This window comes from Micromonospora lupini (genome assembly GCF_026342015.1).
In the GTDB taxonomy this organism is placed as follows: domain Bacteria; phylum Actinomycetota; class Actinomycetes; order Mycobacteriales; family Micromonosporaceae; genus Micromonospora; species Micromonospora lupini_B.
The window spans coordinates 2599950-2626061 of the sequence record NZ_JAPENL010000001.1; the positions used below are offsets into that span (position 1 = coordinate 2599950).

The 26112-nt window shown below is 72.5% G+C and carries 22 protein-coding genes; 14 read left to right on the plus strand and 8 right to left on the minus strand.

Annotation, left to right across the window (positions count from 1 at the left end; translation table 11 throughout):
- The first annotated feature begins 40 nt into the window (after positions 1-40).
- Positions 41-1039: an aldo/keto reductase family protein gene (locus tag OOJ91_RS11380; protein WP_266244564.1), complete on the plus strand. Its 999-nt coding sequence runs from the start codon at positions 41-43 to the stop codon at positions 1037-1039.
- Between the two features lie 93 nt (positions 1040-1132).
- Here the strand turns inward: OOJ91_RS11380 and OOJ91_RS11385 are convergent, their stop codons facing one another.
- Together OOJ91_RS11385 and OOJ91_RS11390 are read right to left on the minus strand one after the other, a co-directional pair.
- Entirely contained in the window at positions 1133-1930 is a 798-nt protein-coding gene (locus OOJ91_RS11385) for a site-2 protease family protein (RefSeq protein WP_266244565.1), read from the minus strand.
- On the minus strand, positions 1930-2130 hold the full coding sequence (locus OOJ91_RS11390) for a hypothetical protein (RefSeq protein WP_007463228.1): 201 nt from the start codon (positions 2128-2130) through the stop codon (positions 1930-1932). Before OOJ91_RS11390 ends, OOJ91_RS11385 begins: the two co-directional genes overlap by 1 nt.
- 248 nt (positions 2131-2378) lie before the next feature.
- On the opposite strand from OOJ91_RS11390, the gene OOJ91_RS11395 reads away from it, so the two are divergent.
- The 3 genes from OOJ91_RS11395 to OOJ91_RS11405 all read left to right on the plus strand — a co-directional run bounded on the left by OOJ91_RS11395 (position 2379) and on the right by OOJ91_RS11405 (position 6465).
- Positions 2379-4340, plus strand: a complete 1962-nt coding sequence (locus tag OOJ91_RS11395) for a bifunctional adenosylcobinamide kinase/adenosylcobinamide-phosphate guanylyltransferase (protein ID WP_266244566.1) — start codon at positions 2379-2381, stop codon at positions 4338-4340.
- Positions 4330-5103: an adenosylcobinamide-GDP ribazoletransferase gene (locus OOJ91_RS11400; protein ID WP_266244567.1), complete on the plus strand. Its 774-nt coding sequence runs from the start codon at positions 4330-4332 to the stop codon at positions 5101-5103. Before OOJ91_RS11395 ends, OOJ91_RS11400 begins: the two co-directional genes overlap by 11 nt.
- Before the next feature lie 66 nt (positions 5104-5169).
- Positions 5170-6465, plus strand: coding sequence for a DUF2314 domain-containing protein (locus tag OOJ91_RS11405; protein ID WP_266244568.1), 1296 nt, complete (start codon positions 5170-5172; stop codon positions 6463-6465).
- 269 nt (positions 6466-6734) lie between these two features.
- On the opposite strand, the gene OOJ91_RS11410 is transcribed toward OOJ91_RS11405, so the two are convergent.
- Positions 6735-8012, minus strand: a complete 1278-nt coding sequence (locus tag OOJ91_RS11410; protein WP_323178455.1) for a glycine cleavage system aminomethyltransferase GcvT — start codon at positions 8010-8012, stop codon at positions 6735-6737.
- A 123-nt stretch (positions 8013-8135) separates the two neighbouring features.
- On the opposite strand from OOJ91_RS11410, the gene OOJ91_RS11415 reads away from it, so the two are divergent.
- Positions 8136-9710: a leucyl aminopeptidase gene (locus OOJ91_RS11415; protein WP_266244570.1), complete on the plus strand. Its 1575-nt coding sequence runs from the start codon at positions 8136-8138 to the stop codon at positions 9708-9710.
- Positions 9711-9759: 49 nt separating this feature from the next.
- On the opposite strand, the gene OOJ91_RS11420 is transcribed toward OOJ91_RS11415, so the two are convergent.
- Entirely contained in the window at positions 9760-10089 is a 330-nt protein-coding gene (locus OOJ91_RS11420; RefSeq protein ID WP_266244571.1) for a hypothetical protein, read from the minus strand.
- Between the two features lie 178 nt (positions 10090-10267).
- Here OOJ91_RS11420 and lpdA point away from each other — a divergent pair, with 178 nt between their 5' ends.
- Positions 10268-11659 carry a dihydrolipoyl dehydrogenase gene (gene lpdA / locus OOJ91_RS11425; protein ID WP_266244572.1) on the plus strand — a complete coding sequence of 464 codons (1392 nt, stop codon included), beginning with the start codon at positions 10268-10270 and terminating at the stop codon, positions 11657-11659.
- Between the two features lie 67 nt (positions 11660-11726).
- A complete protein-coding gene (sucB, locus tag OOJ91_RS11430; RefSeq protein ID WP_266244573.1) occupies positions 11727-13571 on the plus strand; it encodes a 2-oxoglutarate dehydrogenase, E2 component, dihydrolipoamide succinyltransferase in 1845 nt (614 codons plus the stop codon).
- A gap of 63 nt (positions 13572-13634) precedes the next feature.
- On the opposite strand, the gene OOJ91_RS11435 is transcribed toward sucB, so the two are convergent.
- Complete coding sequence (locus tag OOJ91_RS11435) at positions 13635-14570, minus strand: SDR family NAD(P)-dependent oxidoreductase (protein ID WP_266244574.1); 936 nt, start codon at positions 14568-14570, stop codon at positions 13635-13637.
- Between the two features lie 152 nt (positions 14571-14722).
- On the opposite strand from OOJ91_RS11435, the gene OOJ91_RS11440 reads away from it, so the two are divergent.
- Together OOJ91_RS11440 and OOJ91_RS11445 are read left to right on the plus strand one after the other, a co-directional pair.
- Positions 14723-16060, plus strand: a complete 1338-nt coding sequence (locus OOJ91_RS11440; RefSeq protein ID WP_266244575.1) for a low temperature requirement protein A — start codon at positions 14723-14725, stop codon at positions 16058-16060.
- A 91-nt stretch (positions 16061-16151) separates the two neighbouring features.
- The gene (locus tag OOJ91_RS11445) at positions 16152-16646 is read left to right on the plus strand and encodes a hemerythrin domain-containing protein (RefSeq protein WP_266244576.1); all 495 of its coding nucleotides are present in this window, start codon (positions 16152-16154) and stop codon (positions 16644-16646) included.
- On the opposite strand, the gene OOJ91_RS11450 is transcribed toward OOJ91_RS11445, so the two are convergent.
- Positions 16636-17049 (minus strand): MerR family transcriptional regulator, encoded by a 414-nt coding sequence (locus tag OOJ91_RS11450; RefSeq protein WP_266244577.1) that lies wholly within the window; start codon positions 17047-17049, stop codon positions 16636-16638. The genes OOJ91_RS11445 and OOJ91_RS11450 overlap by 11 nt on opposite strands.
- A 60-nt stretch (positions 17050-17109) precedes the next feature.
- Between OOJ91_RS11450 and OOJ91_RS11455 the strand changes: the two genes are divergently transcribed.
- Both OOJ91_RS11455 and OOJ91_RS11460 read left to right on the plus strand, forming a co-directional pair.
- A complete protein-coding gene (locus OOJ91_RS11455) occupies positions 17110-18111 on the plus strand; it encodes an aldo/keto reductase (RefSeq protein ID WP_266244578.1) in 1002 nt (333 codons plus the stop codon).
- Positions 18112-18247: 136 nt separating this feature from the next.
- The gene (locus OOJ91_RS11460; RefSeq protein WP_266244579.1) at positions 18248-19147 is read left to right on the plus strand and encodes a TIGR01777 family oxidoreductase; all 900 of its coding nucleotides are present in this window, start codon (positions 18248-18250) and stop codon (positions 19145-19147) included.
- A 112-nt stretch (positions 19148-19259) separates the two neighbouring features.
- On the opposite strand, the gene OOJ91_RS11465 is transcribed toward OOJ91_RS11460, so the two are convergent.
- Positions 19260-20495 carry an extracellular catalytic domain type 1 short-chain-length polyhydroxyalkanoate depolymerase gene (locus OOJ91_RS11465; RefSeq protein ID WP_266244580.1) on the minus strand — a complete coding sequence of 412 codons (1236 nt, stop codon included), beginning with the start codon at positions 20493-20495 and terminating at the stop codon, positions 19260-19262.
- A gap of 211 nt (positions 20496-20706) precedes the next feature.
- Between OOJ91_RS11465 and OOJ91_RS11470 the strand changes: the two genes are divergently transcribed.
- Both OOJ91_RS11470 and lipB read left to right on the plus strand, forming a co-directional pair.
- Positions 20707-22533, plus strand: coding sequence for a DUF2079 domain-containing protein (locus OOJ91_RS11470; protein ID WP_266244581.1), 1827 nt, complete (start codon positions 20707-20709; stop codon positions 22531-22533).
- A 64-nt stretch (positions 22534-22597) separates the two neighbouring features.
- A complete protein-coding gene (gene lipB / locus OOJ91_RS11475) occupies positions 22598-23239 on the plus strand; it encodes a lipoyl(octanoyl) transferase LipB (RefSeq protein ID WP_266244582.1) in 642 nt (213 codons plus the stop codon).
- Positions 23240-23340: 101 nt separating this feature from the next.
- Here lipB and aspS read toward each other — a convergent pair whose 3' ends face one another.
- Positions 23341-24627, minus strand: coding sequence for an aspartate--tRNA(Asn) ligase (aspS, locus tag OOJ91_RS11480; RefSeq protein WP_266244583.1), 1287 nt, complete (start codon positions 24625-24627; stop codon positions 23341-23343).
- A 448-nt stretch (positions 24628-25075) separates the two neighbouring features.
- Between aspS and lipA the strand changes: the two genes are divergently transcribed.
- Positions 25076-26083 carry a lipoyl synthase gene (lipA, locus tag OOJ91_RS11485; RefSeq protein WP_266244584.1) on the plus strand — a complete coding sequence of 336 codons (1008 nt, stop codon included), beginning with the start codon at positions 25076-25078 and terminating at the stop codon, positions 26081-26083.
- Positions 26084-26112 lie beyond the last annotated feature (29 nt).

Consider the following 26112-nt stretch of genomic DNA (forward strand, 5'->3'; position numbering starts at 1 on the left):
CCGCTCGGCGATCGTGATCCACCGGAGTTAGGGTCGGGGCATGGAATTCCGACACCTGGGCCGTTCCGGCCTGATGGTCAGCGAGATCTCGTACGGCAACTGGATCACCCACGGTTCACAGGTCGAGGAGGACGCGGCGAACGCCTGCGTCCGGGCCGCCCTCGACGCGGGGATCACCACCTTCGACACCGCCGACGTGTACGCCGGCACCCGGGCCGAGGACGTGCTCGGCCGGGCGCTGAAGGACGAGCGTCGCGAGGGCCTGGAGATCTTCACCAAGGTCTACTGGCCCACCGGGCCGGGTCGCAACGACCGCGGCCTGTCCCGCAAGCACATCATGGAGTCGATCAACGGCTCCCTGCGCCGGCTGCGCACCGACTATGTGGACCTCTACCAGGCCCACCGGTACGACTACAGCACGCCGCTTGAGGAGACGATGGAGGCGTTCGCCGACGTCGTGCACTCCGGCAAGGCGCACTACATCGGCGTCTCCGAGTGGACCGCCGAGCAGCTTCGGGCCGCCCACCCGCTCGCCCGTGAGCTGCACGTCCCGCTGGTCTCCAACCAACCCCAGTACTCGATGCTGTGGCGGGTCATCGAGACCGAGGTCGTGCCGGCAAGCGAGGAGCTGGGCATCGGCCAGATCGTCTGGTCGCCGATGGCCCAGGGCGTGCTCTCCGGCAAGTACCTGCCGGGTCAGCCGCCGCCGGCCGGCTCCCGGGCCACCGACGAGAAGTCGGGCGCGAACTTCATCTCCCGGTTCATGAACGACGACGTCCTGACCCGGGTGCAGCAGCTCAAGCCGCTCGCCGAGCAGGCCGGGCTGAGCATGGCCCAGCTGGCCGTGGCGTGGGTCCTGCAGAACCCGAACGTCTCGTCGGCGATCATCGGCGCGTCCCGCCCCGAGCAGGTGCACGACAACGTGAAGGCTGCCGGTGTGAAGCTCGACGCCGAGCTGCTCAAGGCCATCGACGAGATCGTCGAGCCGGTCACCGAGCGGGACCCGGCGAAGACCGAGTCCCCCGCCGAGCGTCCCTGACGCGACTCCGGTCCGGTCGGCGCGAGGGTTCGCGCCGACCGGACCGGACAGCTCAGCCCAGCCCGGTCAGCCCAGCCCGGTCACCGGGCCCGGTCAGCTCCGCCAGAAGCGGATCAGGTCCAGGCCGGCGGCGTACAGCCACGACGGCAGGCCGAGCACGTCACCGACGGCGAAGACCGCGTCGAAGAACCAGCCGCCGATGCGCGGGTTCCACAGCAGCGCGAAGAGCAGAAGGAAGCCGTACGGGGCGAACAGGTCGTACATCCTGCGCCACTGCGGATTGAGCCACGGCTGGATCATGTTGCCGCCGTCCAGGCCGGGCACCGGCAGCAGGTTGAGCACGCTGGCGGTGAGCTGGAGGAAGGCGAGAAGCGCCACCCCGGCCCAGAACTCCACCGGGCCGTCGGAGGACGCGCCGAGTCGCACCGCCGCCACGAGCAGCAACGTGAACAGCACGTTCGTCGCCGGGCCGGCGAGGCTGACCAGGGTGTGCCGCAGCCGTCCCGGGATGGCGTGCCGGTCCACCCACACCGCGCCGCCGGGCAGGCCGATGCCGCCGAGCAGCACCACCACCACCGGCAGCACGATCGACAGCAGCGGGTGGGTGTACTTGAACGGGTTGAGCGTCAGGTAACCGCGATGGGCGATGCTCCGGTCGCCGGCCCGGTAGGCCACCACCGCGTGCGCGTACTCGTGCAGGCAGAGCGACACCAGCCAGCCGGAGACCACGAACAGGAACACGTCGAAGCGGACGCTGCCGTACCCGTTCCAGGCCAGCGCCCCGCTGACCGCGAAGAGCGCGACCAGGCCGAGGAAGACCGGGCTGGGCCGGAACGCCGCCTTGGGCACGCCGAGCACCAGCCCGTCGGCACCCGGCCGGTCGTACGCCATCACTCGGCCGTGGGCAGCAGGCTCATCCGGTAATCCACCCGGTCGTCCTCCACGAGTGCGACCGAGGTGACGCCGGACGCCGCGAGCTCACGCCAGGTCTGACCGATCCAGGATTCGGCGTCGGCCTGGCTGCCGAACGACTCCGCCGGGCCCTCGACCGTCTGACCGTCCGTGCCCTCGTACCGCCAGCTCCACGCCATGAGGCGTCTCCCCTCGCCGCTGAAGTCCCCGTGGGACGAACCCCCGCCAGCGTAGTCGGCCCGGCGCGCAACGGCCGCTCGCTCGCCCCCGCGGCAACCCACGGGCTGATCAACCCACGTCGTGCCGGGCCTCCGCGGCCGGCGGGGATCCGGACGGTTGCCGGCAATGGACGCGGATCGGACTTTCGATCGTCGTCGGGGCTGGGGCGACGTGCCCAACACCGAAGGATGCGAACTAAGGTACGGACATGTCCGTTGACGGGTGGAACACGGTCCTGGTGCTCGGCGGTATCCGGTCCGGCAAGTCCGAGTTCGCCGAGTCCCTGGTCGCCGACGCGCCGGTGGTCCGTTACGTCGCCACGGCGCCCGAGGGCGACCCGGAGGACACCGAGTGGGCGACCCGGCTGGCGACGCACCGCGCCCGACGACCGGGCAGCTGGACCACCGAGGAGACGGCCGGAGAGCCGCGCCGGCTGGCGGACGTGCTCGAATCCGCCGAGCCCAACGAGACGCTTCTCGTGGACGACCTGGGCGGCTGGGTGACGGTGCTGCTCGACCCGGAGTACCAGCCGGCCGACGACGTGGCGACGATCGCCGAGCTGGCCGAGGCGATCCGCACCTGCGCGGCGCGTGTCGTGGTGGTGAGCCCCGAGGTGGGGCTGTCGCTGGTGCCGACCACCCCGCTGGGCCGGGCGTTCACCGACGCGCTCGGCGCGGCCAACCGCGCGGTCGCCGACGCCTGCGACGCCGTGGTGCTCGTGGTCGCCGGTCAGCCGGCCTGGCTGAAGCCGACCGCCACCCTCGCCGCCGCCCCGACCGTGAGCGCGTCGGCGAGGTCCGTGCCGCCGACCGCCCGCCACGCCGCCGACCAGGACGCGAGCCGGGCCGACGCGAGCCTGGTCGACGCCGAGCCCACGCCCGAGGTGCAGCTCCCCGACGTGCTGACCCACACCCCGCCCGTCGCTCCGAACCAGGAGCCGGGCAACCCCTGGGCCGCACCGACAATGGCGCTGCCGATGGTGGCCACCGGGCTGGTCATCCAGCCCGGCATGGAGCTGCCGATGCCCGACGACTACGCCGGCCCGCAGGCTGTCGACCGGCTGGCCACACTGGACGTACCGGGCGCCGGGCTCGGCGTCCTGGACCGGGTGGTCGGCTTCGCCGCCGCCACCCAGGGCACGTCGACGCCTGTCGCCTGGGGTTCGGTGCGGGTGCTGCTGCTCAACGGCGACCACGCCGGTGGCGCGTCGGCAGGCACCGTCGCGGGCGAGTCGGCCCGTCGGGCCGCGCAGGCGCGCGCCGGGCGGGGCGCGCTGGCCCGACTGGCCGCCGAGAGCGGCGCCAGCCTGCAGGTGGTGGACACCCCCGTCTCCGCCCCGATGGAGGCCCAGCCGGCGCTCTCCGGTGACCAGGTCGAGTCGGCGCTGCGCTACGGCTGGCGGCTGGCCGAGCAGGCGGCCGACGCGGGCGTACAACTGCTGGTCCTGGGGGCGTGCGGCGCCGGCACCGAGGCGGCAGCGGCGGCGGTGCTGGCCGCCACGGCCGGCGCGGAACCACCTGCCGTGCTGGGCCGGGTGATCACCGATTCCGGTGAGATCGACGACGCGGCCTGGATGGTCCGCTGCGCGGCCGTGCGCGACGCGCTGCACCGCACCCGCCGCTCGCCGCGCGGCGCGAAGGACGTGCTGTCCGAGCTGGGCGGCGGCGATGTGGCGGTGGCCACCGGCGTGCTGCTGGGCGCGACGGCCCGCCGGGTGCCGGTGCTGCTGGACGGGCCGGTCGGGCTGGCCGCCGGGATGGTCAGCCGTGACCTCGCCGGGCAGGCCCGGCACTGGTGCCTGCTGGCCGACCACGGCGGGCACCCCGCGGTGCGGCTGGCCGCCGACGTGCTCGGCCTCACGCCACTGCTCGACCTGCGGCTGGACCTCGGCGAGGGCGCCAACGCGCTTGTCGCGCTGCCGCTGCTGCGCTCGGTGCTGGCGCTGGCCGCCACGTTGCCGGTCCACCCGTCGCTGGCCACCGACGCGGACGCCGACCGGGCCGACGAGCCGCAGACCGACCCGGAGTACGTCGAACCCGACGAGGCCGAGCCGGCGTACACCGGGCCCGACTACACCGACCCGGAGTTCGCCGAGCCGGAGCCGGCTGGCCCGGGCCCCACCCGCACGGAGACGGACGAGCAGCCGGCGTCGGGCTGGCGTGCCGGCTGAGTCGCGGTTCGTCGCGGGCCTCCGGCTGGCCGTCACCACCTTCAGCACGTTGCCGGTACGCGCCGGGCGGATCGACCGTCCGGTGGCCGGTACCGCGATGGCGCTCGCCCCGGCCGTCGGCGCGCTGCTCGGCGTGCTGCTGGGCGGCATCCTGCTGCTGACCGGCGCGCTCGCTCCCCCGCTGGTCGCCGCCGGCGTGACAGTGGGCGCCGCAGCCCTGCTGACCCGGGGGCTGCACCTGGACGGGCTGGCCGACACCGTGGACGCGCTCGGGTCGTACCGGCGGGGCGCTGCCGCCCTGGAGATCATGAAGAAGCCGGACGTCGGGCCGTTCGGCGTCGTCGCCCTGGTCGTCGTCGTCCTGGTGCAGGCGGCGGCGCTCGCCGAGCTGGCCGGCCGGTCCTGGCCCGCCTGCCTCGCCGCGGTGGTCGCGGCGACCGCGGCCGGGCGGCTGGGCGTCACGGTGGCGTGCCGGCGGGGCGTGCCCGCCGCCCGGCCGGACGGCCTCGGGGCCATGGTGGCCGGCACGGTCGGCCCGGTCGCCGTGACAGTCGGCGCGGTCGCCGTCGCGCTGCTGGCGGTGCCCGCGGTGCCGGGCCGTCCGTGGCAGGGGCCACTCGCCGTCGTCGCCGCGCTCGCCGTCGCGGTGCCGCTGCTGGCCCACGTGGTACGCCGCCTCGGCGGGATCACCGGCGACGTGCTCGGCGCAACCGTCGAGGTGGTCACCACGCTTGTCTACCTGGGTGTGGTGCTGTCCGCCTGAACCCGGCACGGCGGGCCGGGTAGCGTTCGGCTCGACAGCACCGGCGCGGCCACCGGGGGAACCCACATGCTCATCACTGACGACTTCCTGCCCGTACCGGTGCCGGAGTCGCTCAGCGCGACCTACCTGGTGCCGATGGCGGGGCTGCCGAAGGTCAGCGCGAAGACGGCGGTGGCGGCGCTTACCGGCCGCCTGGCCGAGCCGGTGCACGGGCTCGCCCGGCAGATGCTGGACAGCCCGCTGATGAGCGTGGACACCCGGTCGATCGCCGAGTTCCCCGCGCTGCCGCCGGATCTGCTCACCGCGTTCGGCGCCACCGAGGCGCAGTTGGCCCGGCTGGCCGCGGCGACACACCTGGTGGTGGTGCAGGCGGAGTACCGGCCCGGCTGGCCGCCGGCGCACGAGTGGGCGGCCCGGGCGGTGGCGGCTGCGGTGGCCGAGTCCGTCGACGGCGACGTGGTGGACGTGTTCGGCCTCCAGTTCCTCGACCCGGCGACCGCGCTGCGCTCGCTCCCCGACGAGCAGGGCCGGATCAGGCTTGTCGACTGGGTGCTGGTGCCGTACTCCTCGGACACCGAGGGGCTGTGGTTCACCACGAAGGGGCTGCGGCGCTTCGGTCTGCTGGAGTTGCAGACCCAGGGGGTGCCCGACCATCTGACCCGTGCCTGGGGCGCGGTGATGACCGGAGCGGCGCGGCGGCTGCTTCGGGACTGGACCGACGGGCTCACCGGCGAGGAGGTGCCGGCGTTCGTGCAGCTGCCGGTGCTGGCCACGGTCACCGGGCACGACATCGCGGTGGCGTACGGCAACCCGGAGCAGCACGGCGCGACAGCCCCGGTGCTGCTGCGCCTGGAGCTGGACCCGGCGACCGACCCGGACGCCGACTCGTTCCTGAGCCTGCGCCCGCCGGCCGGGCACCCCGGTCCCGACGGGCGCTACTACGCCGCCGCCTGCGCGACGTTGTTCTCCGGCATCCAGCCGGACGTGCGCTACGCCCGCTCCGGTGACGCGATGAGCCGTGCGGTCGCCACCGCCCGCGCCGCGCTGGACGACGCGCGGGCGCGTTTCGTCGCCGGCCAGCTACCTGTGGAGTCGCAGCTGGTGGTCAAGTACGGCCTGCCGGGCGACGACGGCCCGGAGTACGTCTGGGCGGGCGTCACCGCGTGGGAGACCCCGGAGCGGATCGTCGGCGTCAGCGCCAGCGACGCCAACACCGACCCCAGCGTGCGGATCGGCGCCCCCGTGGTGGTGGAGGCGACAGACGTCGTCGACTGGGCGATCCTGAACGCCACAGGTGTCATCGAGGGCGGCTGGACCCAGGCGGTCCTGGACGCCGGCGAACCCCCAACCCCAACCCCCTAAAAACCCACCCCACCCAGCCCCGCCCCGTCCAGCCCTGCCCCGTCCCCGGCTGCCCCCGTCCCCGGCTGCCCCCGTCCCCGGCTGCCCCCGCCCCCGGCTGCCCCCGGCTGCCCCCGCCCCCGGCTGTCCCCGGTTGATCAAGAGGTTTGCGTCAAAATCTCGCCCTCGAATGACCCAAACCTCTTGATCACCGGGGCGGGCTGGGGGAGGCGAGGGAGGCGGGGTAGGCGCCGGGGCGGGGTGGGGGCCGGGGGTGGGGGGTTGGGGGGTTAGTGGACTGAGGGGGTTACGAAGGGGGGTTTGGTGAGGGTCAGGGGGGCTCGGCGGCCTCGGATGTCGATCTCGACCTGGTCGCCGTCGGCCAGCTGGGCGTCCGTGTCCAGCAGGGCCAGGGCGATGCCCTGCTTACGGGTCGGGGAGAAGGTGCCGCTGGTCACCGTGCCGACCTGCTTGTCGCCCACGTGCAGGGTCATGCCGGGGCGCGGGATGGCGCGGTCGACGGCCACCAGGCCGCGCAGCGTACGCCGGGGGCCTGCGGCCTTCTCGGCGAGCAGCGCGTCGCGGCCCCAGAAGGCCGGCTTGTCCCACCCGACCGCCCAGCCCGAGCGGGCCTGCACCGGAGTGATGTCCAGTGAGAGGTCCTGCCCGTGCAGCGGATAGCCCATCTCGGTGCGCAGCGTGTCCCGGGCGGCCAGCCCGCAGGCGCGCAGCTCGAACGCCTCGCCCGCCGCGAAGAGCGCGTCCCACACCGCCACCGCGTGCTCCGCCGGTACGACCAGCTCGTAGCCCAGCTCACCGGTGTAGCCGGTCCGGCAGACGGTCAGCTCCACGGCAGCGGAACCGGCCGGGAGACCGGCGGCGGGGTCGGCGGCGGAACCGGCTGCGCGGTCGGCGGCGGAACCGGCTGCGCGGTCGGCGGCGGAACCGGCTGCCGGGTCGGCGGTGAGGCTGGCGGCGTCGAAGCTCATGTAGCCGTGCTCGGTGGGCAGCCCGAGGGCGGCCAGCAGCTCGCCCGAGCGAGGGCCCTGCACTGCCAGCACCGCGTACGCCTCGTGCTCGTCGGTGACGGTGATCCGCTTCGGGGCTGCGGCGCGCAGCCGGCGCACCAGCTCGGCGGTGTTCGCGGCGTTCGGGATGAGGAAGACGTGGTCGTCGGCGTACAGGTAGGCGATGATGTCGTCCACCACGCCGCCGGTGGCGTCGTCGCAGCACAGCGTGTACTGCGCGCGGCCGGGCCCGATGCGGCCCAGGTCGTTGCTGAGGCAGGAGTTGACGAACTCGGCCGCGCCGGGGCCTGTCACCCGGGCCTTGCCCAGGTGCGACACGTCGAAGACCCCCACCGCCGTACGCACCGCCGTGTGCTCCTTGAGCACCCCGCCGCCGGCGTACTCCAGCGGCATCTCCCAGCCCCCGAAGGGGGCGAACTTGGCGCCGGCGGCGGTGTGCCGCTCGTGCAGCGGGGAACGACGCAGCCGGGTCGCGGCGGCGTCGGAGGTCACGTCGGTCATGGGTGGCAACTTACCGGGGGCAACGCCGCTGGTTAGCATCGGCGGGACCCCGTTGGCGTGATCGACGGGACAGCCCTGACGTCCGGCGGGTAGGTTCCGCCGGAGACCTTCACCGCTGGTACGCGACGCCGCGACCGGCCCGGCCCGCCCGGAGTAGCTTCAGTGACATCACCCCGCACCACCAACCTGAGCCTGGTCGACACCGACCCGGCCGAGCTCGCCGTCGACGCGATCGTGATCGGCGTGCACAGCCAGCCCGGAGAGCAGGGCGCCACCAGCGGCCTCGCCGGCACCCTGCTGCTCGGCAGCGGCGCCGAGAGCATCGCCGTCGCCTTCGACGGCAAGCTGACCGAGACCCTCGCGCTGCTCGGCGCGACCGGTGGGCCGGGTGAGGTCGTCAAGCTGGCCACGCTGGGCACCGTCACCGCCCCGCTTGTCGTCGCGGTCGGACTGGGCCCGGAGCCGACGGGCGCCGCCCCGGCGCCGGAGACGCTGCGTCGCGCCGCCGGCGCGGCGGTCCGGGCCCTGGCGGGCGCGCCGAAGGTGGCGCTGAGCATGCCGCTGCCCGACGACGCGGACGCGCCGGCCGCGCTGCGCGCCGTCGCCGAAGGCGCGCTGCTCGGCGGGTACCGGTTCGCCGGCTACAAGACCCGGCCGCAGCCGATCCGGCGGGAGCCGGTGGCCGAGGTGCTGATCGCCGTTCCGGACGCCGCCGATCCGGCCGCCCAGGCGGAGATCACCCGCGCGCAGGCGGTCGCCGGCGCGGTCCGGCTCAGCCGGGACTGGGTGAACACCGCCCCGAACGAGCTGCGTCCCCCGTCGTTCGCCGACGCCGTGGCCGCCGCCGCCCGTGACGCGGGCCTCGGCGTCGAGGTGTTGGACGAGGCGGCGCTGGCCGCGGGCGGGTACGGCGGCATCATCGCGGTCGGGCAGGGGTCGGAGGCCCCGCCGCGACTGGTGAAGCTCACCTACACGCCGCAGGACGGCGGCAACGGCAAGCGTGTCGCGCTTGTCGGCAAGGGGATCACCTTCGACACCGGCGGCATCTCGATCAAGCCGGCGCAGGGCATGTGGGAGATGAAGTCCGACATGGCGGGCGCCGCCGCGGTGGGCGCGGCCATGCTGGCGATCGCCGCGCTGAAGCCGGCGGTGGCGGTCAGCGCGTACCTGCCGATGGCCGAGAACATGCCGTCGGGCACCAGCTACCGGCCGGGCGACGTGATCAGCATGTTCAGCGGCAAGAAGGTGGAGGTGCTCAACACCGACGCCGAGGGTCGGATGGTCCTGGCCGACGCCATCGCCCGCGCGTGCGCCGACGGCACCGACTACCTGTTCGAGACCTCCACCCTGACCGGCGGTCAGGTGATCGCGCTGGGCAAGCGGGTGGCCGGCGTGATGGGCACCCCCGAGCTGTGCGAGCGGGTCCGGACGGTAGGCGACGCGGTCGGCGAGCCGGCCTGGCCGATGCCGCTGCCGGACGACGTGCGCAAGGGCATGGACTCCGACGTGGCGGACATCTCGCAGGTGAACGCCGGGATGGACCGGGCCGGACACATGTTGCAGGGCGGCGTGTTCCTGCGCGAGTTCGTGGCCGACGACGTGGCGTGGGCGCACATCGACATCGCCGGGCCGGGCTACCACTCGGGCGAGCCGACCGGCTACTGGACCAAGGGCGGCACCGGCGTGCCGGTGCGCACCCTGGTGCAGCTCGTCGAGGACGTCGCCGTCAACGGCTGACGGACGTGCGAGCGAGGGGCCCCCTTCCCCGGGGGCCCCTCGGCTCTTCTCAGTACCGCTCGGGTCGGCGCTTGCGGCGCTCGTTGAAGTCGCGCATCCGCTGCGGGTAGCCCATCAGCCGGACGTCGTACACCGGAATGCCCATCCGGTACGCGAAGCGCCGCGCGCCGTCCGGGCCGTCGATGCGGCGGCGCGTCCACTCCCCGTCGTCGGCGATCAGGATGACAGTGGTCTCGGTGACAGTCGTCCGGGGCTCGATGAACGCCTCGACGCCGCGCCGGCTGCGGATGAAGGTCTCGAGATGGTCCAGATCGCCGCGATCGGCCGCGCGGTCGTGGCTCAGCACACGCGCCTGTTTCCGGCGCCGGAACAACCCCACCGAACCTCTCCCCCACCTCGCGTCATCGACAACGGTGCCAAGGGTACGTGTCGATGACGTGTCGTTGGGCACCTCAGTACGCACCCTGTGCCCAGTGGTGACAAGATGACCGAGGTGGGGTGTGTCCGTGTTACAACCCCGTGACCCCCGATGCAGCGACGCGACCTGGGAGTTGGACGTGAGCGAGCCGAACGAAGCGACCTTCGACATCGTCATCCTCGGAGGTGGCAGCGGCGGCTACGCGGCGGCGCTGCGCGCCGCCCAACTGGACCTGTCCGTCGCGCTGATCGAGAAGGGCAAGCTCGGCGGGACCTGCCTGCACAACGGCTGCATCCCGACCAAGGCCCTGCTGCACGCGGCGGAGATCGCCGACCAGGCCCGCGAGTCGGAGCAGTTCGGTGTGAAGGCCGAGCTGATCGGCATCGACATGGCCGGGGTCAACTCGTACAAGGACGGTGTCATCTCCCGCCTGTACAAGGGTCTGCAGGGCCTGCTGAAGGGCAACAAGGCGATCACCATCGTCGAGGGCCACGGCACGCTTGTCGGCAAGAACGTCGTCGAGGTCGACGGCAAGCGTTACACCGGCCGCAACATCGTCCTGGCCTCCGGCTCGTACGCGAAGAGCCTGCCCGGCCTTGAGGTCGACGGCGAGCGGATCATCACCAGCGACCACGCGCTCACGATGGACCGGGTGCCGTCGTCGGTGATCGTGCTCGGTGGCGGCGTGATCGGCGTCGAGTTCGCAAGCGTCTGGAAGTCCTTCGGTGTCGACGTGACGATCGTCGAGGCGCTGCCCCGGCTGGTCGCCGCCGAGGACGAGGAGTCGTCGAAGGCGCTGGAGCGGGCCTTCCGTAAGCGGAAGATCAACTTCAAGGTCGGCAAGCCGTTCGAGAAGGTCGAGAAGACCGAGAACGGCGTCAAGCTGACCATCTCCGGCGGCGAGACCGTCGAGGCGGAGCTGCTGCTGGTCGCCGTCGGTCGCGGCCCGAACACCGCGAACCTCGGGTACGAGGAGCAGGGCGTCAAGATGGACCGCGGCTACGTGCTGACCGACGAGCGGCTGCGCACAAGCGTGCCGAACGTCTACGCCGTCGGCGACATCGTGCCCGGCCTTCAGCTCGCGCACCGGGGCTTCCAGCAGGGCATCTTCGTCGCCGAGGAGATCGCCGGGCAGACCCCGGCCGTCATCGACGAGGTCGGTATCCCGCGCGTCACCTACTGCGACCCGGAGCTGGCGTCGGTGGGCCTCACCGAGGCGAAGGCCAAGGAGCAGTACGGCGCCGACAAGGTCAAGAGCATCAACTACCCGCTCGGTGGCAACGGCAAGAGCCAGATCCTCAAGACCACCGGCTTCGTGAAGCTGGTCCGGGTCGAGGACGGCCCCGTCGTCGGCGTGCACATGGTCGGCGCCCGGGTGGGTGAGCTGATCGGTGAGGCGCAGCTCATCTACAACTGGGAGGCGTACCCGGCGGAGGTCGCCCAGCTCGTGCACGCCCACCCGACCCAGAACGAGGCCCTGGGCGAGGCGCACCTGGCCCTCGCCGGCAAGCCGCTGCACGCGCACGCCTGATCACCCAAACCGCGGCGTCCGGCGACGGGCGAAGATCCCCCAAGGGGAATGAAGGAGTCTGGAGAACATGCCGGTATCGGTCACCATGCCCCGGCTCGGCGAGAGCGTCACCGAGGGCACCGTCACGCGCTGGCTCAAGCAGGAGGGCGACACGGTCGAGGTCGACGAGCCCCTGCTTGAGGTCTCGACCGACAAGGTCGACACCGAGATCCCGTCGCCCGCGGCGGGCGTGCTGAGTCGGATCGTGGTCGGCGAGGACGAGACCGCCGAGGTCGGCAGCGAGCTGGCCGTCATCGCCGGTGAGGGCGAGTCGACCGGTGGCGGCGAGGCCGCCCCGCAGGAGCAGACCCCGGCCGAGTCGGTGGAGCCGGCCGCCGAGCCGACGGCCGCCGCCGAGGGCACCGCCGACGAGGTCGCGCAGGACGAGGCCCCGGCCGAGACGCCGGCTCCGGCCGCCGCGTCGTCGGGCGAGGGCACCGCGGTGAAGATGCCGGCCCTGGGTGAGAGCGTCACCGAGGGTACTGTCACCCGCTGGCTCAAGCAGGTCGGCGACACCATCGAGGTGGACGAGCCGCTGCTGGAGGTCTCCACCGACAAGGTGGACACGGAGATCCCGTCCCCGGTCGCCGGCACGGTTCTGGAGATCAAGGTCGCCGAGGACGAGACCGCCGACGTCGGCGCCGACCTGGCGATCATCGGCGTCGCCGGTGGGGCCCCCGCCCAGGCGAAGCCCGAGCCGAAGCCCGAGCCGAAGGCGGAGGCCACGCCGGCCCCGAAGGCCGAGCCGAAGCCGGAGCCGAAGGTCGAGGAGCCCACCCCGGGCATGTCGTACAACGAGCCCGCCGCGGAGACCGAGAGCGCGGCGCAGCCCGCGAAGACCGAGCAGGCCGCGCAGCCGTCCGCGCCGACCGCCGCGCCGCAGCGCCCGTCCGCGCCGGCGCAGGGTGGCGGCGAGGAGACCGCCGGGTACGTCACCCCGCTGGTCCGCAAGCTCGCCAGCGAGCACGGCGTCGACCTGGGCTCGCTCAACGGCACCGGCGTGGGTGGCCGGATCCGCAAGCAGGACGTCCTCGACGCGGCCGAGAAGGCGAAGGCCGCCAAGGCCGCGCCCGCTCCGGCCGCACAGTCGACCGCCGCACCGTCGGCCGCTGCGGCGAAGCCGGCCGCGAAGCCGCAGCCGAGCAGCAAGCGGGGCACCACCGAGAAGCTGCCGCGCATCCGGGCGACCATCGCCAAGCGGATGCAGCAGTCGCTGCACGAGACGGCGCAGCTGACCACTGTCGTCGAGGTCGACGTCACCAAGGTGGCCAAGCTGCGGGTCCAGGCCAAGGATTCGTTCCAGGCCAAGCACGGCGTGAAGCTGTCGTTCCTGCCGTTCTTCGCGCTCGCCGCCATCGAGGCGCTCCAGACCCACCCGATCATCCAGGCCAGCATGGACCTGGAGGGCGGCACGATCACCTACCCGGCCGCCGAGCACCTCGGCATTGCCGTGGACACCGAGCGCGGCCTGCTCGTGCCGGTCATCCACAACGCCGGTGACCTCAACATGGGCGGCATCGCCAAGCGGATCGCCGACCTGGCCGAGCGCACCCGGGCCAACAAGATCACCCCGGACGAGATGGCCGGGGCGACCTTCACGCTCACCAACACGGGCAGCCGGGGCGCTCTGTTCGACACTCCGATCGTGCCGTCGCCGCAGTCGGCGATGCTCGGCACGGGTGCCGTGGTGAAGCGTCCGGTCGTGGTCAACGACCCGGAGCTGGGCGAGGTCATCGCGGTCCGGTCGATGGTCTACCTGGCCATGTCCTACGACCACCGGCTGATCGACGGCGCCGACGCGGCCCGCTTCCTGACCGCGGTGAAGGAGCGGCTGGAGGGCGGCAACTTCGAGTCGGAGCTGGGCCTGGCCTGATCCGTTCGCAACGCCGTGAGGGCGCCCCGGTCGTCGACCGGGGCGCCCTCTCGTTTGCGGTCCTCAGCTCTTGAGCAGGGTGGTCGAGACCTTCCAGAGCCGCTCGGCCGCCTCCGGGTCCAGCGCGTAGTCGGCGACGCCCGTCCGCCCGCCGGGTTGGGCCGGAGCGGCCTCCTGACAGTCCTCGAAGTAGCGCCCGCCCACACCGTCGAGCAGCGGCGAGGCGGCGACCAGCACCGAGGTGGCGGCACCCTGCTCCACGGTCTTCCAGGCCGCCGTGTTGCCCGCGCGCAGCCGGTTCAGCTCCTCCTCGCTGACGTAGCGCTGGAGGTTGGTCCGGATCGCGCCGGGCATCAGCGAGTTCGCCGTGATCCCGTCGTCGGCCCAGAGCCGGGACGCCTGCACGGCGAAGAGCACGTTCGCCGTCTTCGACTGCCCGTACGCCTGCCACGGCTCGTACTCCCGCGTGTCGTACTGGATGTCGTCGAAGACCACAGGCGAGCGCAGGTGGGCGGCGGAGCTGACCGAGACGATCCGGGCCCCGTCGGCGGCGGCGAGCGCCGGGCGCAGCCCGGTGGCGAGCGCGAAGTGACCGAGGTGGTTGGTGGCGAACTGCATCTCCCAGCCCTGCGGGGTCCTGCTCAGGGGCGCGGCCATGATGCCGGCGTTGTTGACCAGGATGTGCAGCGGGCCGTCCCAGTTGGCGACGAAGTCGGCGACGGAGCCCTGGTCGGCGAGGTCGAGCGGCGCGACCATGACCCGGTCGTTGCCTGTGGTGCCGGTGATGTCGTCGGCGGCCTGTTGGCCGGCGTCCGGGTTGCGGACGGCCAGGGTGACCTCCGCGCCGGCGCTGGCCAGGGCACGGGCGGTCTCCACGCCGATGCCTGACGATCCGCCGGTGACGACCGCCCGCCGCCGGACGAGGTCCACACCCCGGATCACGTCCATGGCCGTGGAGGTATGGGCGAACGAGGTGGTGATCGGGTTGTTCGTCGTCATGATCCATCCTTGTCCAGGGTGGGTCGGGCCGACCGGCCGCTGCCGGAGGCCATGGTCCCGGTGTTTCCCGAGCCGGGCCGGAGGTAACGCCGGACACCGTCGCCATCGCTGTTCGGGCCTCCGAGCAGGCCGGACGCTGCCAGAGTGGGACCGTGGGCGGCTACCGGCGGGGTGGACAACTGGGACCGGCCGTCCCGATCGCTCCCGGTGCCCGGGTGGACAAGTTCGAGGTCTTCTTCGACCTGGTCTTCGTCTTCTCGTTCTTCATCATCACCCGGGCGACCGCCGCCAACATCTCCGGCCGGCAACTGCTGCACGCCGCCCTGGTGCTCGCCGTGCTCTGGTGGATCTGGGTGGTGCACAGCCTGGTCGCCACCCGCGTCCGGCTCGGCGAGGGCTACGTCCCGGTGCTCATGGTGGTCTCGATGGCCGCCCTGTTCTCGTTCGCGCTGGCCCTGCCGCAGGCGTTCAGCGACCCGAAGGCCGGCGCCGCCGGCCCGATGCTTGTGGCCATCAGCTACGTCGTGGTCCGCGGCATCCACTGGATCCTCTACCAGCACGTGGTGCGGGACAGCCCGCAGGAGCGGCGGCAACTGCGGCGCTTCGCCCCGGAGCTGGCGGTGAGCATCGTGCTGCTGCTGACCGCCGCGCTGCTCCCGACCCTGATCGACGACCCCGGCCGGGCCGCGCTGGTCCGCGACGGCCTGTGGATCACCGTGGTGGTGGTGCAGTACGCCACAGGCTTCATCGTCGGCACCTGGGGCTGGGGGGTGACAAGCGCCGAGCACTGGACGGAGCGCTACGACCTCATCCTGATCATCGCGCTGGGCGAGTCCATCATCTCCACAGGGGTGGGCGGCAATCTGCTCGGCAAGCCGGTGACCTGGCCGGCGGTGGCTGCCGCGGCGCTCGGCATCGTGGTCACGGCCGCCCTGTGGTGGGCGCACTTCGACTTCATCGGGCCGGCCGCCCGGATCGCCCTGCACGCGGCGGAGGGTGGCCCCCGGGTGGCCATGGCGCGCGACGCGTACGCGTATCTCTACCTGCCGATGATCGCCGGGGTGATCCTCTTCTCCATCGGCAACGAGGAGATCCTGCACAAGATCACTGACCCGGCCGGCGGGATCGCCGAGAAGGTGGAGGGACCGGCCGTGCCGATGCTCTTCGGCGGTTTGATCTGCTACTTCGCCGTCAACATGTTGTTCCAGTTGCGCACCCTGCACACCGTCAGTTGGACCCGCGTCGGGGTGATCGTGGTGCTCACGGCGGCCCTCCCGGTCGGCCAGCACCTGCCGGCGCTGGGCGCGCTCACCCTCGCGACAGTGATCTGCGTGGCACTGGTGGCCGTGGAGGTGATGGTGATGTCGGAATCCCGGCACGCGTTGCGGGCCGTGGTCTTCGAGGAGCGGACCAGCCACGAGGCCCACGAGGCTGCCTGGCGGGCACGCTGGCACGACGTCCGGGAGACCGACGAGCCGACCACGCCGTGATCGGTTCGGGATAGACTCCGGCGCAGCGTCGCGGTGTACCCGGCACGAAGGCCGCCGTGGGCATGGAGGCGCGGGACAGCATGGGACGAACGTGCACCCGACTGGTTCACCGGCCGACCGGCTCGCCGCCGTCGGCAATCAGATGATCGAGATCCACCTCTGGCTCAGGGCGGAATTGACCCGCCTGCGGGAAAGCCTCGGCGGCGCCCGCCCCTCGCGAGACCTGCGGGCCCACTGTCTGACCTTCTGCGCCGCACTCGGCCGCCATCACACAGGTGAGGACGCCGGGGCGTTCCGGGTCCTGGCCGACGAGGTTCCCGAACTACGCCCGGTCATCGCCAACCTGATCACCGATCACGAGGTGGTGGCGGGGATCCTGGAGCGGGTCGAGGCGCTGCTCGCCGACGACGCGACTGTGCCACTCGCCCAGGTGCGCGGCGAGCTGGACGGGTTGGCCGCCCTGCTGGAGACGCACTTCCGCTACGAGGAGAAGCGGTTGGTCTCCGCGTTGAACGCGCTCACCGGCCGACCCGGGACGGCCGAGGGCCTCCTCGGCCTGACCGTGCCGGGGCAGGTCAGCGGCTGACTGCTGGGCCGGACCGGGTGGCGGTGGGCTGCCCGGCCGCCGGCCCGGGCAGCCGCTCGTAGAAGCGGATCTTCTCCCGGAGGTGCTCGTACTGGCGGCTCAGCAGGAGCATCTGCTCCTCGACCCGCGCCGCGTGCTGTTGCAGCAGCTCACGGCGCTCGTCGACGGTGTGGTCGCCCTCGCGGGCCAGCTCGGCGTAGCGGCACATCTGGGCGATCGGCATCCCGGTGTCGCGCAGGCAGCGGAACAGCACCAGCCAGCTCAGGTCGTCGTCGGTGAAGACGCGCTGGCCGCCCGCCGTACGGCCCACGTCGGCCAGCAGGCCGATCTTCTCGTAGTACCGAAGCGTGTCAAGGCTGAAGCCGCTGCGCCGGGCGGCCTCCGCGGGGGCGTAACCGGTCATGTCTCGGCATCGTAGCCACCCCTTGACCTGGAGCGCACTCCAGGTTGGAGGCTGGTCTCCATGACGACGACGACACGGACGCTGGGACGCAGCGGCATCGAGGTGAGCGCGATCGGGATGGGGTGCTGGGCGATCGGCGGGCCGCTCTGGGGTGACGGTGGACAGCCGTTCGGGTGGGGAGAGGTGGACGACGACGAGTCGATCCGCACCATCCACCGGGCACTCGACCTCGGGGTGACCCTGTTCGACACGGCAAGCAACTACGGCGCCGGGCACAGCGAGCGCATCCTCGGCCGGGCCCTGACCGGCCGGCGGGACAGCGCGGTGATCGCCACCAAGTTCGGCAACGTCAGCGAGGAGGCCACCCGGCGGGCGCTGGGCACCGACGCCAGCCCGGCCTTCGCCGTGCGCAGCCTGGAGGACTCGCTGCGACGGCTCGGCACCGCCCACGTGGACCTCTACCAACTGCACATCAACGAGCTGCCGGCGCCCGCCGCGCTCGACCTGGTCGGCGCCCTTGAGGACCTGGTCGACCAGGGCAAGATCCGGGCGTACGGCTGGAGCACCGACAATCCGGCCTCGGCCGAGGCGTTCGCGGCTGCCGGCCCGCACTGCGCGGCGATCCAGCACGACGAGTCGGTGCTCAGCGACAACGCGGCGGTCCTCGCCGTCTGTGACCGCCACGACCTGGCCAGCCTCAACCGGGGGCCACTGGCGATGGGGCTGCTCACCGGGTCGACCCGGGCCGTCGGGGCGGACGACGTGCGCGGCCGCGCGCCCGAGTGGTTGCAGTGGTTCACCGACGGCCGGCCGACGCCACGGTGGGCGGCCCGGGTGGAGCAGGTCCGGGAAGCGCTCACCGCGGACGGGCGGACTCTCGCCCAGGGCGCGCTGGGCTGGCTGCTGGCCCGCAGCCCGCGTACGGTGCCGATCCCCGGCCTCCGCACCGTGGCGCAGGCCGAGGAGAACCTGGCGACCCTGACCGTGGGCCCGCTACCCCCCGAGGCGTACGCCGAGGTGGAACGCCTCCTCACCGACCTACGCCCCACCCCCGCGCTCTGACTCCCTCGCCGATCTTGCACGTGTCTGTCCGGGCAGAACGGACTTTGTCCGCCAGAACGGCGACACTGAGCGCAAGATCGGCGAGGAGTGGGGGCGGGGCGCGTCCGGGAGTGGCGTTTTCGACGAAGATAAGGGCATGCGGATCCTTCTGGCCGGCGCGTCCGGCTTTCTCGGTACCTGGCTGGGCGACCGGCTGGCCGCCGACGGGCACGAGGTCACCAGGCTGGTGCGCCGACCGGCGCGCGACCCACGGGAGCGGCAGTGGGATCCCGCCGCCGGTCAGCTCGATCCGGCTGCGGTCGCCGGGGCGGACGCCGTCATCAACCTGGCCGGCGCGGGCGTCGGCGACAAGCGCTGGAACGACGACTACCGGCGGCTCATCCGCACCAGCCGGGTGGACAGCAGCAGCACGCTCGCGACGACGATCGCCGGGCTGCCGGCCACCGACCGTCCCCGAGCCCTGCTCAACTCGTCGGCCGTCGGCTGGTACGGCAACACGGGCGACCGGGTCGTCGAGGAGGACGCGCCCGCTGGCGAGGGTTTCCTGGCCGACGTCTGCCGTGTCTGGGAGGCCGCGACGCGTCCGGCCGAGGACGCCGGCGTACGCGTGGTGCGACTGCGCACCGGCCTGCCCCTGCACCGCGACGGCGGGCTGCTCAAGCCGCAACTGCTGCCGTTCAAACTGGGCATCGCCGGGCGGCTGGGCAGTGGCCGGCAGTGGCTGCCGTGGATCTCGATGGCCGACTGGCTGGACGCGACAGTCTTCCTGCTGACCCACGACGAGATCGCCGGCCCGGTCAACGTGGTGGGTCCGCATCCGGTGACAAACGCCGAGTTCACCCGGGAGCTGGCCCGGCAGCTGCACCGGCCGGCGATCATTCCGATCCCCGCCCTGGCCCTGAAGGTGGCCCTGGGCGGCTTCGCCCACGAGGCCCTGACAAGCACGAGAGTCCACCCCGCCGTCCTGACCCGAGCCGGATACCCCTACCAGCACCCCACCCTCCCCGAGGCCCTCCAGGCAGCCCTGACCCCCTGATCACTCCCCCCTGACCACTCCCCCCTGACCACTCCGCGTTGATCAAGAGGTTTGCGTCATCCGGGAGCCGGATTCTGACGCAAACCTCTTGATCACCGGGGGGTGGGTGGGGTCAGCAGCCGATTACCCAGTAGTTGGGGGCGGTCTGCTTGAGGGTGCTCGTGTAGAAGGTGTTGTAGAGGCCCATGCGCTGGTTGGAGCCGTTCGCGTAGGCGTACCCGCCGGACTGGTAGGCCCGACCGGCCGTGACGTGCGCGTAGTTGCTTGCCGTCACGCAGGTCGCCGGCGCGGTCGGGGTCGGCGTCGGCGTCGGCGTGGGGCTGGCCGTCGGGGTCGGCGTGGGGGTGGCCGTCGGGGTGGGGGTGCTGCCGCCGCCGTTCAGGCCGAAGAAGAGCGCGTCGCGGTACGTCGAGCAGATGGTGTCCAGGAGGTACGCGCCAGCCGTGCCGCACTGGTCCGCGGCCGAGCCCGGGTCGACAGGGGTGCCGTGGCCCATCCCGGAGACGCGGTAGAGGCGCACCTCGTCGTTGCCGTACACCTCAAGGCTTGTGTTGGCGGGCAGCGACGACGTGCTTGTCGGCGTCTGCGAGATCCCCCGCACGTTGGTCCACTGGTCGCGGGACTCGGTGCCGTTGAGCGGGGTGACAGTGGTGTCCGAGGTGCCGTGCCAGATGGCCACCCGGGGGCGCGGGCCGGTGTAGCCGGAGTACGCGCCACGGACCAGGTCGCCCCAGGCGGCCGGGGACTTGTCCGAGCCCGGGTTCATGCAGCTGAACGCGTTGACCATGCTGGTGGCGCAGCGGTACGGGATGCCCGCGATGATCGATCCGGCGGCGAAGACGTCCGGGTAGGTGGCCAGCATGACGGCGCTCATCGCCCCGCCCGCGGAGAGGCCGCTGACGAAGACCCGGGAGCCGTCGACCGCGAAGTTCGCCTTGGCGTGGTCGACCATCTGCTTGATCGAGAGCGCCTCCCCCTGGCCTCGGGCGGTGTCGCCGGCCTCGAAGAAGTTGAAGCAGGAGTTGGCGTTGTTGCCGGAGGGCTGCTGGGCGACGATCAGAGCGAACTTCCACTGGTCGGCGTACTTCTGCCAGCCGGAGCCGGCGAAGTAGCCGGAGGCGTTCTGGGTGCACCCGTGCAGCAGGACCACGGCCGGGGAGTTTGCCGGCAGGTTGTCCGGCCGGTAGGCGTACATGGCGAGGTTGCCCGGGTTGGAGCCGAACCCGGTGACCTGGGTGAGCGTGGCGGCCTGGGCGGGTGTGGCGAGGGCTATCGCGCCCGCCGCGGCGAGGACGAGGCCAGCGACCGCACCGAGCAGCCGGTTGAGGGTGGATGAGGAGCGGCGCACTGCGGCCTCCTGAGGGGGCGGACTGTGAACTGGGTCACGGTCGAGTTGCCGAGACGTTACGACGATGTGTCGCCGCTATGACATGGGGCACAGTCACACATTCACGGCAGCCGCTGTGTACGACGAACCGCGCCAATCGCGAGGGCAGCGGAGCCGACAACAACCGCCGGTCTGACCGGCTCGTCCAGGTCCGGTTGGTAACGTCCGCTGCGTGCCCTCCTCCCCGTCGCTGGCCACCGGGCCCGCACCAGCGTCGCCACCGCGCGCCCTCCGGGACCGCCGGGCCGACCTGATCGTCGTGCTGGTGGCGCTCGCGCTCGCCGTCTGGGTGACCAGCGGCCTGTGGCGGGACCCGAACGTGCGCACGATCACCGTCAACTCCAGCGACCAGGCGCTCTTCGAGTGGTTGCTGGCCTTCGGCGGGCATGCGGTCACCCACGGGGAGAACCCCTTCTTCACGTACCTGATCAACGTCCCGGATGGCGTGAACCTCGCGGTCAACACCTCGATCACTGTGTACGCGGTGGTCTTCGCCCCGCTCACGTACCTCGTCGGGCCACCGGCGACGTTCCTGGTGATCCTCACCCTGAACCTGCTCGCCACCGCGCTGGCCTGGTACTGGCTGCTCTCCCGGCACCTGGTGCGCAGCCGCCTCGCCGCCGGCGTGGGCGGCCTGTTCATCGCCTACTCCCCCGGCATGGTCTCGCACGCCAACGCCCACCTGAACTGGACCGCCGGCTGGCTGGTGCCGCTGCTGATCTGGCGGCTGTTCGCGCTGCGTCGCCCCGGGCACTGGCTGCGCGACGGAGTGATCCTCGGCGTGCTGGTGGCGGTGGCCTTCTCGATCGCCGCCGAGGGCCTGTTCTTCGCCGCCCTCGCGCTCGGCGTGTTCGTCGCCGTCTGGGCGGTGCACCCGGCCCACCGCGCCGAGGCCCGAGCCGCCCTACCCACATTCGTCCGCGGGCTCGGCGTGACAGCTGTGGTCGCCGGTGTGCTGCTGTCGTACCCGCTGTGGCTGCACTTCGCCGGGCCGCAGCGGTTCCACGGCACCGGCTTCGATCCGGTGATCCACTCCGAGGACATCGTCGCCTTCGCCGCCTTCCCGCGCCGCTCCCTGGCCGGGGAGGTCGGGCTGGGCACCGCGCTGGCGCCGAACCCCACCGAGGAGAACTCGTTCTTCGGGATTCCCCTGCTCGTGCTCACGGTGGTCTGCTTCGTCGCGCTCTGGCGACGCGCCGACCCCGGCCGCCGGGCCGTCCTCTGGGCGCTGGGCGTCGTCGCGGTGATCTTCACGGTGCTGTCCTTCGGGCCGGTGGCGAAGATCGACGGACGGCGTACGGACCTGCCCATGCCGTTCGACGTGCTCGGGCAACTGCCGGTGGTGAACGCCGCGCTGCCCGCCCGGCTGGCCCTGGTGGTGGCGCCGGTGATCGGGGTTCTGCTTGCGTACATCCTGGATCAGTTGCGTGCCGCGCCGCCCCGGCACCGTTCGACGGAGCTGGCCTGGTCGCTCGGGTTCGCGGTGGCCCTGCTGCCGCTGCTGCCCACCCCGCTGCTGACCCGCGAGCGGGAGCCGATCCCGCACTTCATCACGTCCGGTGCCTGGCGCGAGTACGTCTCGCCGGACGGGGTGCTGACACCGGTGCCGCTGACCGTGGACATCTACCCGGACGGACAGCGTTGGCAGGCGTACGCGCTGTCGCACCGGCAGGGCGAGTTCGCGATCCCGGGCGGCTTCTTCCTCGGCCCGGGCGGCCCGGACGGGCGGGGCCGGATCGGCCCGGTGCCGCGCACCCTGAGCGCGCTCATGGACCAGGCCGGCCGCACCGGGCTGGTGCCGATCGTCACCGACGGCACGATCCGGGAGGTCCAGTCGGACCTGCGGCACTGGCGGATCGAGACGGTGGTCCTCGCCGACGAGGTGCACGGCGCGAAGTTCCCAGTCGACGAGGCGGCGGTGCGGCGTACCGCCACCGCCCTGTTCGGCGAGCCGCAACGGATCGACGACGTCTGGCTCTGGCGCATCCCGCCGGCCTGACCGGCTCACCCGGTGAGGCGGCTCACGACGGATCTGAGCCGTCGACGGGACTAGGCTGGACGCCGTGACGACGACGACCTCCGGCCTGACGGCCGTCCGCGCCGGCCTGCTCGACTACCAGGCTGCCTGGGACGAGCAGCGGCGCCTGCACGAGTCGGTGGTGGCCGGCGAGCGCGGCGACACCGTGCTGCTGCTGGAGCACCCGAGCGTCTACACCGCGGGCAAGCGCACCGAGCCCTGGGATCGGCCCATGGACGGCACCCCTGTCGTCGACGTGGACCGGGGCGGCAAGATCACCTGGCACGGGCCGGGGCAGCTCGTCGGCTACCCGATCCTGCGGCTGCCCGACCCGGTGGACGTGGTCGCCTACGTCCGCCGCACCGAGGAGCTGCTCATCGACGTGTGCGCCGAGTTCGGGCTGGCCGCCGGCCGGGTCGAGGGGCGCAGCGGGGTCTGGGTGCCCGCGGACGACCGGGGGCCGGCCCGCAAGGTGGCCGCCATCGGCATCCGGGTGGCCAGGGGCGTCACCCTGCACGGCTTCTCGATCAACTGCGACTGCGACCTGACGTACTTCGACCGGATCGTCCCGTGCGGCATCCGCGACGCGGGCGTCACCTCGCTCACCGCCGAGCTGGGCCGGCCGATCGGCGTCGCCGACGTGCTGCCGGTGGTCGAGCGCCGACTCTCCACCCTCGTCGAGGTCTGAGCGTCCAACCCGCGGCCGAGGGTCGCCGGCCAGAAAGTCCGCACCGGGTGTCGCGGGGGGCGCACGGGCCGGCGTCGGACGACGCCGGCCCGTGCGGCCTCCTACGGGGTCAGGCGGTGTAGGTCGCGCGGGAACGCGGTGACCTCCCGGATGTTGTCCGCGCCGACCAGCCGGGCCACGAACCGTTCCAGGCCGATGGCGAAGCCGCCGTGCGGCGGCATGCCGTGCCGGAACGCGTCCAGATATCCCGCGTACGGTTCGACCGACTCGCCCCGGGCGGCCAGCGCTGCCAGATAGTCGGCGTGCCGGTGCAGCCGCTGCCCACCGGTGACCAGCTCAAGACCGCGAAAGAGCAGGTCAAAACCATTCGAGTACGCGGGCCGCGCCGGGTCCGGGTGGGTGTAGAACGGCCGCTTCGCCATCGGGTAGCCGGTGACGAAGAGGAAGTCGGACCCGTGTTCGCGGTGGGCCCACTCGCCAAGCGCCCGTTCGTGGGCGGGCGCGAGGTCCGGCTCGTCGGCAGGCGCCCCGGCGATCGTCAACGCCTCCGTGAAGTGCACAGCCGGGATCTCCGCCGGCACCTGCGGCAGTGCGACGCCGACCGCCGCCAGGGCCCCAGCGGCCCGCTCGCCCACCGCTGCCAGCATCCCGGCCAGGGTGTCGCGCAGCACCCGCATCACGTCGTGGTGGTCGTCGACGAAGCCCAGCTCCACGTCGAGCGAGGTGTACTGCGCGAGGTGCCGGACGGTGTCGTGCGGCTCGGCCCGGAAGACCGGCCCCACCTCGTAGACGCGTTCGAAGACGCCGACCATCAGCTGCTTGTAGAACTGCGGCGACTGGGCCAGGTACGCGGGCCGGCCGAACCAGTCCAGCGCGAAGACGTTCGCACCGCTCTCGGTGGAGGAGCTGACCACCTTCGGCGTGTGGACCTCCACGAAGTCCCGGGCGTCGAGGGTGGCCCGGAAGCCGGCGACAGCAGCCGCCGAGACGCGCAACGCGGCCGATCGGGTCGGGTGGCGCAGCGCGGTCGGCGCGTTGTCGAGTTGGGTGGGCAGGCTCGCGGTGAGCGCCGGCCGGTACAGGTCGAACGGCGGCGGCACGGCGGGCGGCCCGAGCGGCCGTACCGTCGGGTCGGTCAGCTCGACCCCGGCGGGCGCCGTCTCGTTCGCGGTGGCCGTCGCGATGATCTCGACGACCGTCTCCTCGGTGAGTTTCTCCACCTCGGCGCGGACAGCCGGGTCGGTGACCACCACCTGGGCCAGGCCGGCGGCGTCCCGCACGATCAGGAAGGCCACCGACTTGAGCAGTCGGCGGCGGTGGACCCAGCCGGCGATCCGCACGGTCGTGCCGATCTGGGCGGGTAGGTGGTGGGACAGGGTTCGTTGCATGGCGGGCTGCTCCTCGGTCGATCGCCACGCCGTCGCCGCCCGGGGGAAGCGATGCGTCGCATCAGCCCCAGGGAGGTGTGGGCGAGCGGGAACCTCGCGGTGCCACCACACCTTCGCCCCCGCCGAAACGGGGACCTCGTTCGACGCCTGATGACCGGGGCCAGCCGGGCGGGCTCTAGTAGGCGTCACCGCCGTTCTGCCCGCAGCTCGGGAGGGTCTTCGCGCACCCGTCGCCAGACCGCCTCTCAGCACACCGGCGGCTCTCTGCACTGGCGGGTCGGGGCGCTACTCGGCTCCGTCGTCGCTGTTGCGGGCGACGCTAACACCTGCGCCCCACGCGTGTGACGCCAATTTTCGGCTCGCCGGTGTCCGGCGTCACAAGGTTCGGGGCGTGACGCCGGTCGCCTGACGCACATAGACACCCGCCGTCCGGCGTAGGCTCGTTTTCGTGACGATCGAGCACTCCGCGCCGACGACCGGCCAGGCAGCGCGCACCGCAACGGCCGCCCCCGAGGGGCGTCGCCTGCTGCGGATCGAGGCGCGCAACGCCGAGACGCCGATCGAGCGGAAACCGCCATGGATCAAGGTCAAGGCCAAGATGGGCCCGGAGTACACCCAGCTGCGCGGGCTCGTCTCGCGTGAAGGGCTGCACACCGTCTGCCAGGAGGCCGGCTGCCCCAACATCTACGAGTGTTGGGAAGACCGGGAGGCCACCTTCCTCATCGGCGGCGACCAGTGCACGCGGCGCTGCGACTTCTGCCAGATCGACACCGGCAAGCCTGCCGAGTTCGACGCCGACGAGCCGCGTCGGGTCGCCGAGTCGGTGGTCGCGATGGGCCTGCGGTACGCGACAATCACCGGTGTCGCCCGCGACGACCTGCCCGACGGCGGTGCCTGGCTCTACGCCGAGACCGTCCGACAGATCCACGCCCTGCAGCCCGGCTGCGGCGTGGAGCTGCTCATTCCCGACTTCAACGCCGTGCCCGAGCAGTTGGCCGAGGTCTTCGGCTCCCGGCCCGAGGTGCTGGCCCACAACGTGGAGACCGTGCCGCGCATCTTCAAGCGCATCCGGCCGGCGTTCCGCTACGACCGCTCGCTGGACGTGATCCGGCAGGCCCGCGCCGACGGCCTGGTCACCAAGAGCAACCTCATCCTGGGCATGGGCGAGGAGCGGGCCGAGGTCTCCCAGGCGCTGCGCGACCTGCACGAGGCCGGCTGCGAGCTGATCACCATCACGCAGTACCTGCGCCCCTCCCCCCGGCACCACCCGGTGACCCGCTGGGTCAAGCCGGAGGAGTTCGTGGAGCTGCGCGAGGAGGCCGAGGAGATCGGCTTCGCCGGGGTGATGAGCGGGCCCCTGGTGCGCTCGTCGTACCGGGCCGGCCGGCTCTACAAGCAGGCGCTCGACGCCCGCGCCACCACCCCGGTCGCCGCCCCGGTCGCCACCGCCGGCTGACCCGCCGACAGCGCCGCACGGACCGTGCG

What these genes read in the sequence shown, in the direction of transcription:
- OOJ91_RS11390 (WP_007463228.1), bottom strand. Translation starts at nt 2,130, where the DNA reads ATGGCGTGGAGCTGGCGGTACGAGGGCACGGACGGTCAGACGGTCGAG.
- OOJ91_RS11385 (WP_266244565.1), bottom strand. Translation starts at nt 1,930, where the DNA reads ATGGCGTACGACCGGCCGGGTGCCGACGGGCTGGTGCTCGGCGTGCCC.
- OOJ91_RS11460 (WP_266244579.1), top strand. Translation starts at nt 18,248, where the DNA reads ATGCGGATCCTTCTGGCCGGCGCGTCCGGCTTTCTCGGTACCTGGCTG.
- sucB (WP_266244573.1), top strand. Translation starts at nt 11,727, where the DNA reads ATGCCGGTATCGGTCACCATGCCCCGGCTCGGCGAGAGCGTCACCGAG.
- OOJ91_RS11405 (WP_266244568.1), top strand. Translation starts at nt 5,170, where the DNA reads ATGCTCATCACTGACGACTTCCTGCCCGTACCGGTGCCGGAGTCGCTC.
- OOJ91_RS11450 (WP_266244577.1), bottom strand. Translation starts at nt 17,049, where the DNA reads ATGACCGGTTACGCCCCCGCGGAGGCCGCCCGGCGCAGCGGCTTCAGC.
- OOJ91_RS11410 (WP_323178455.1), bottom strand. Translation starts at nt 8,012, where the DNA reads ATGCTAACCAGCGGCGTTGCCCCCGGTAAGTTGCCACCCATGACCGAC.
- OOJ91_RS11380 (WP_266244564.1), top strand. Translation starts at nt 41, where the DNA reads ATGGAATTCCGACACCTGGGCCGTTCCGGCCTGATGGTCAGCGAGATC.
- OOJ91_RS11395 (WP_266244566.1), top strand. Translation starts at nt 2,379, where the DNA reads ATGTCCGTTGACGGGTGGAACACGGTCCTGGTGCTCGGCGGTATCCGG.
- OOJ91_RS11455 (WP_266244578.1), top strand. Translation starts at nt 17,110, where the DNA reads ATGACGACGACGACACGGACGCTGGGACGCAGCGGCATCGAGGTGAGC.
- OOJ91_RS11435 (WP_266244574.1), bottom strand. Translation starts at nt 14,570, where the DNA reads ATGACGACGAACAACCCGATCACCACCTCGTTCGCCCATACCTCCACG.
- aspS (WP_266244583.1), bottom strand. Translation starts at nt 24,627, where the DNA reads ATGCAACGAACCCTGTCCCACCACCTACCCGCCCAGATCGGCACGACC.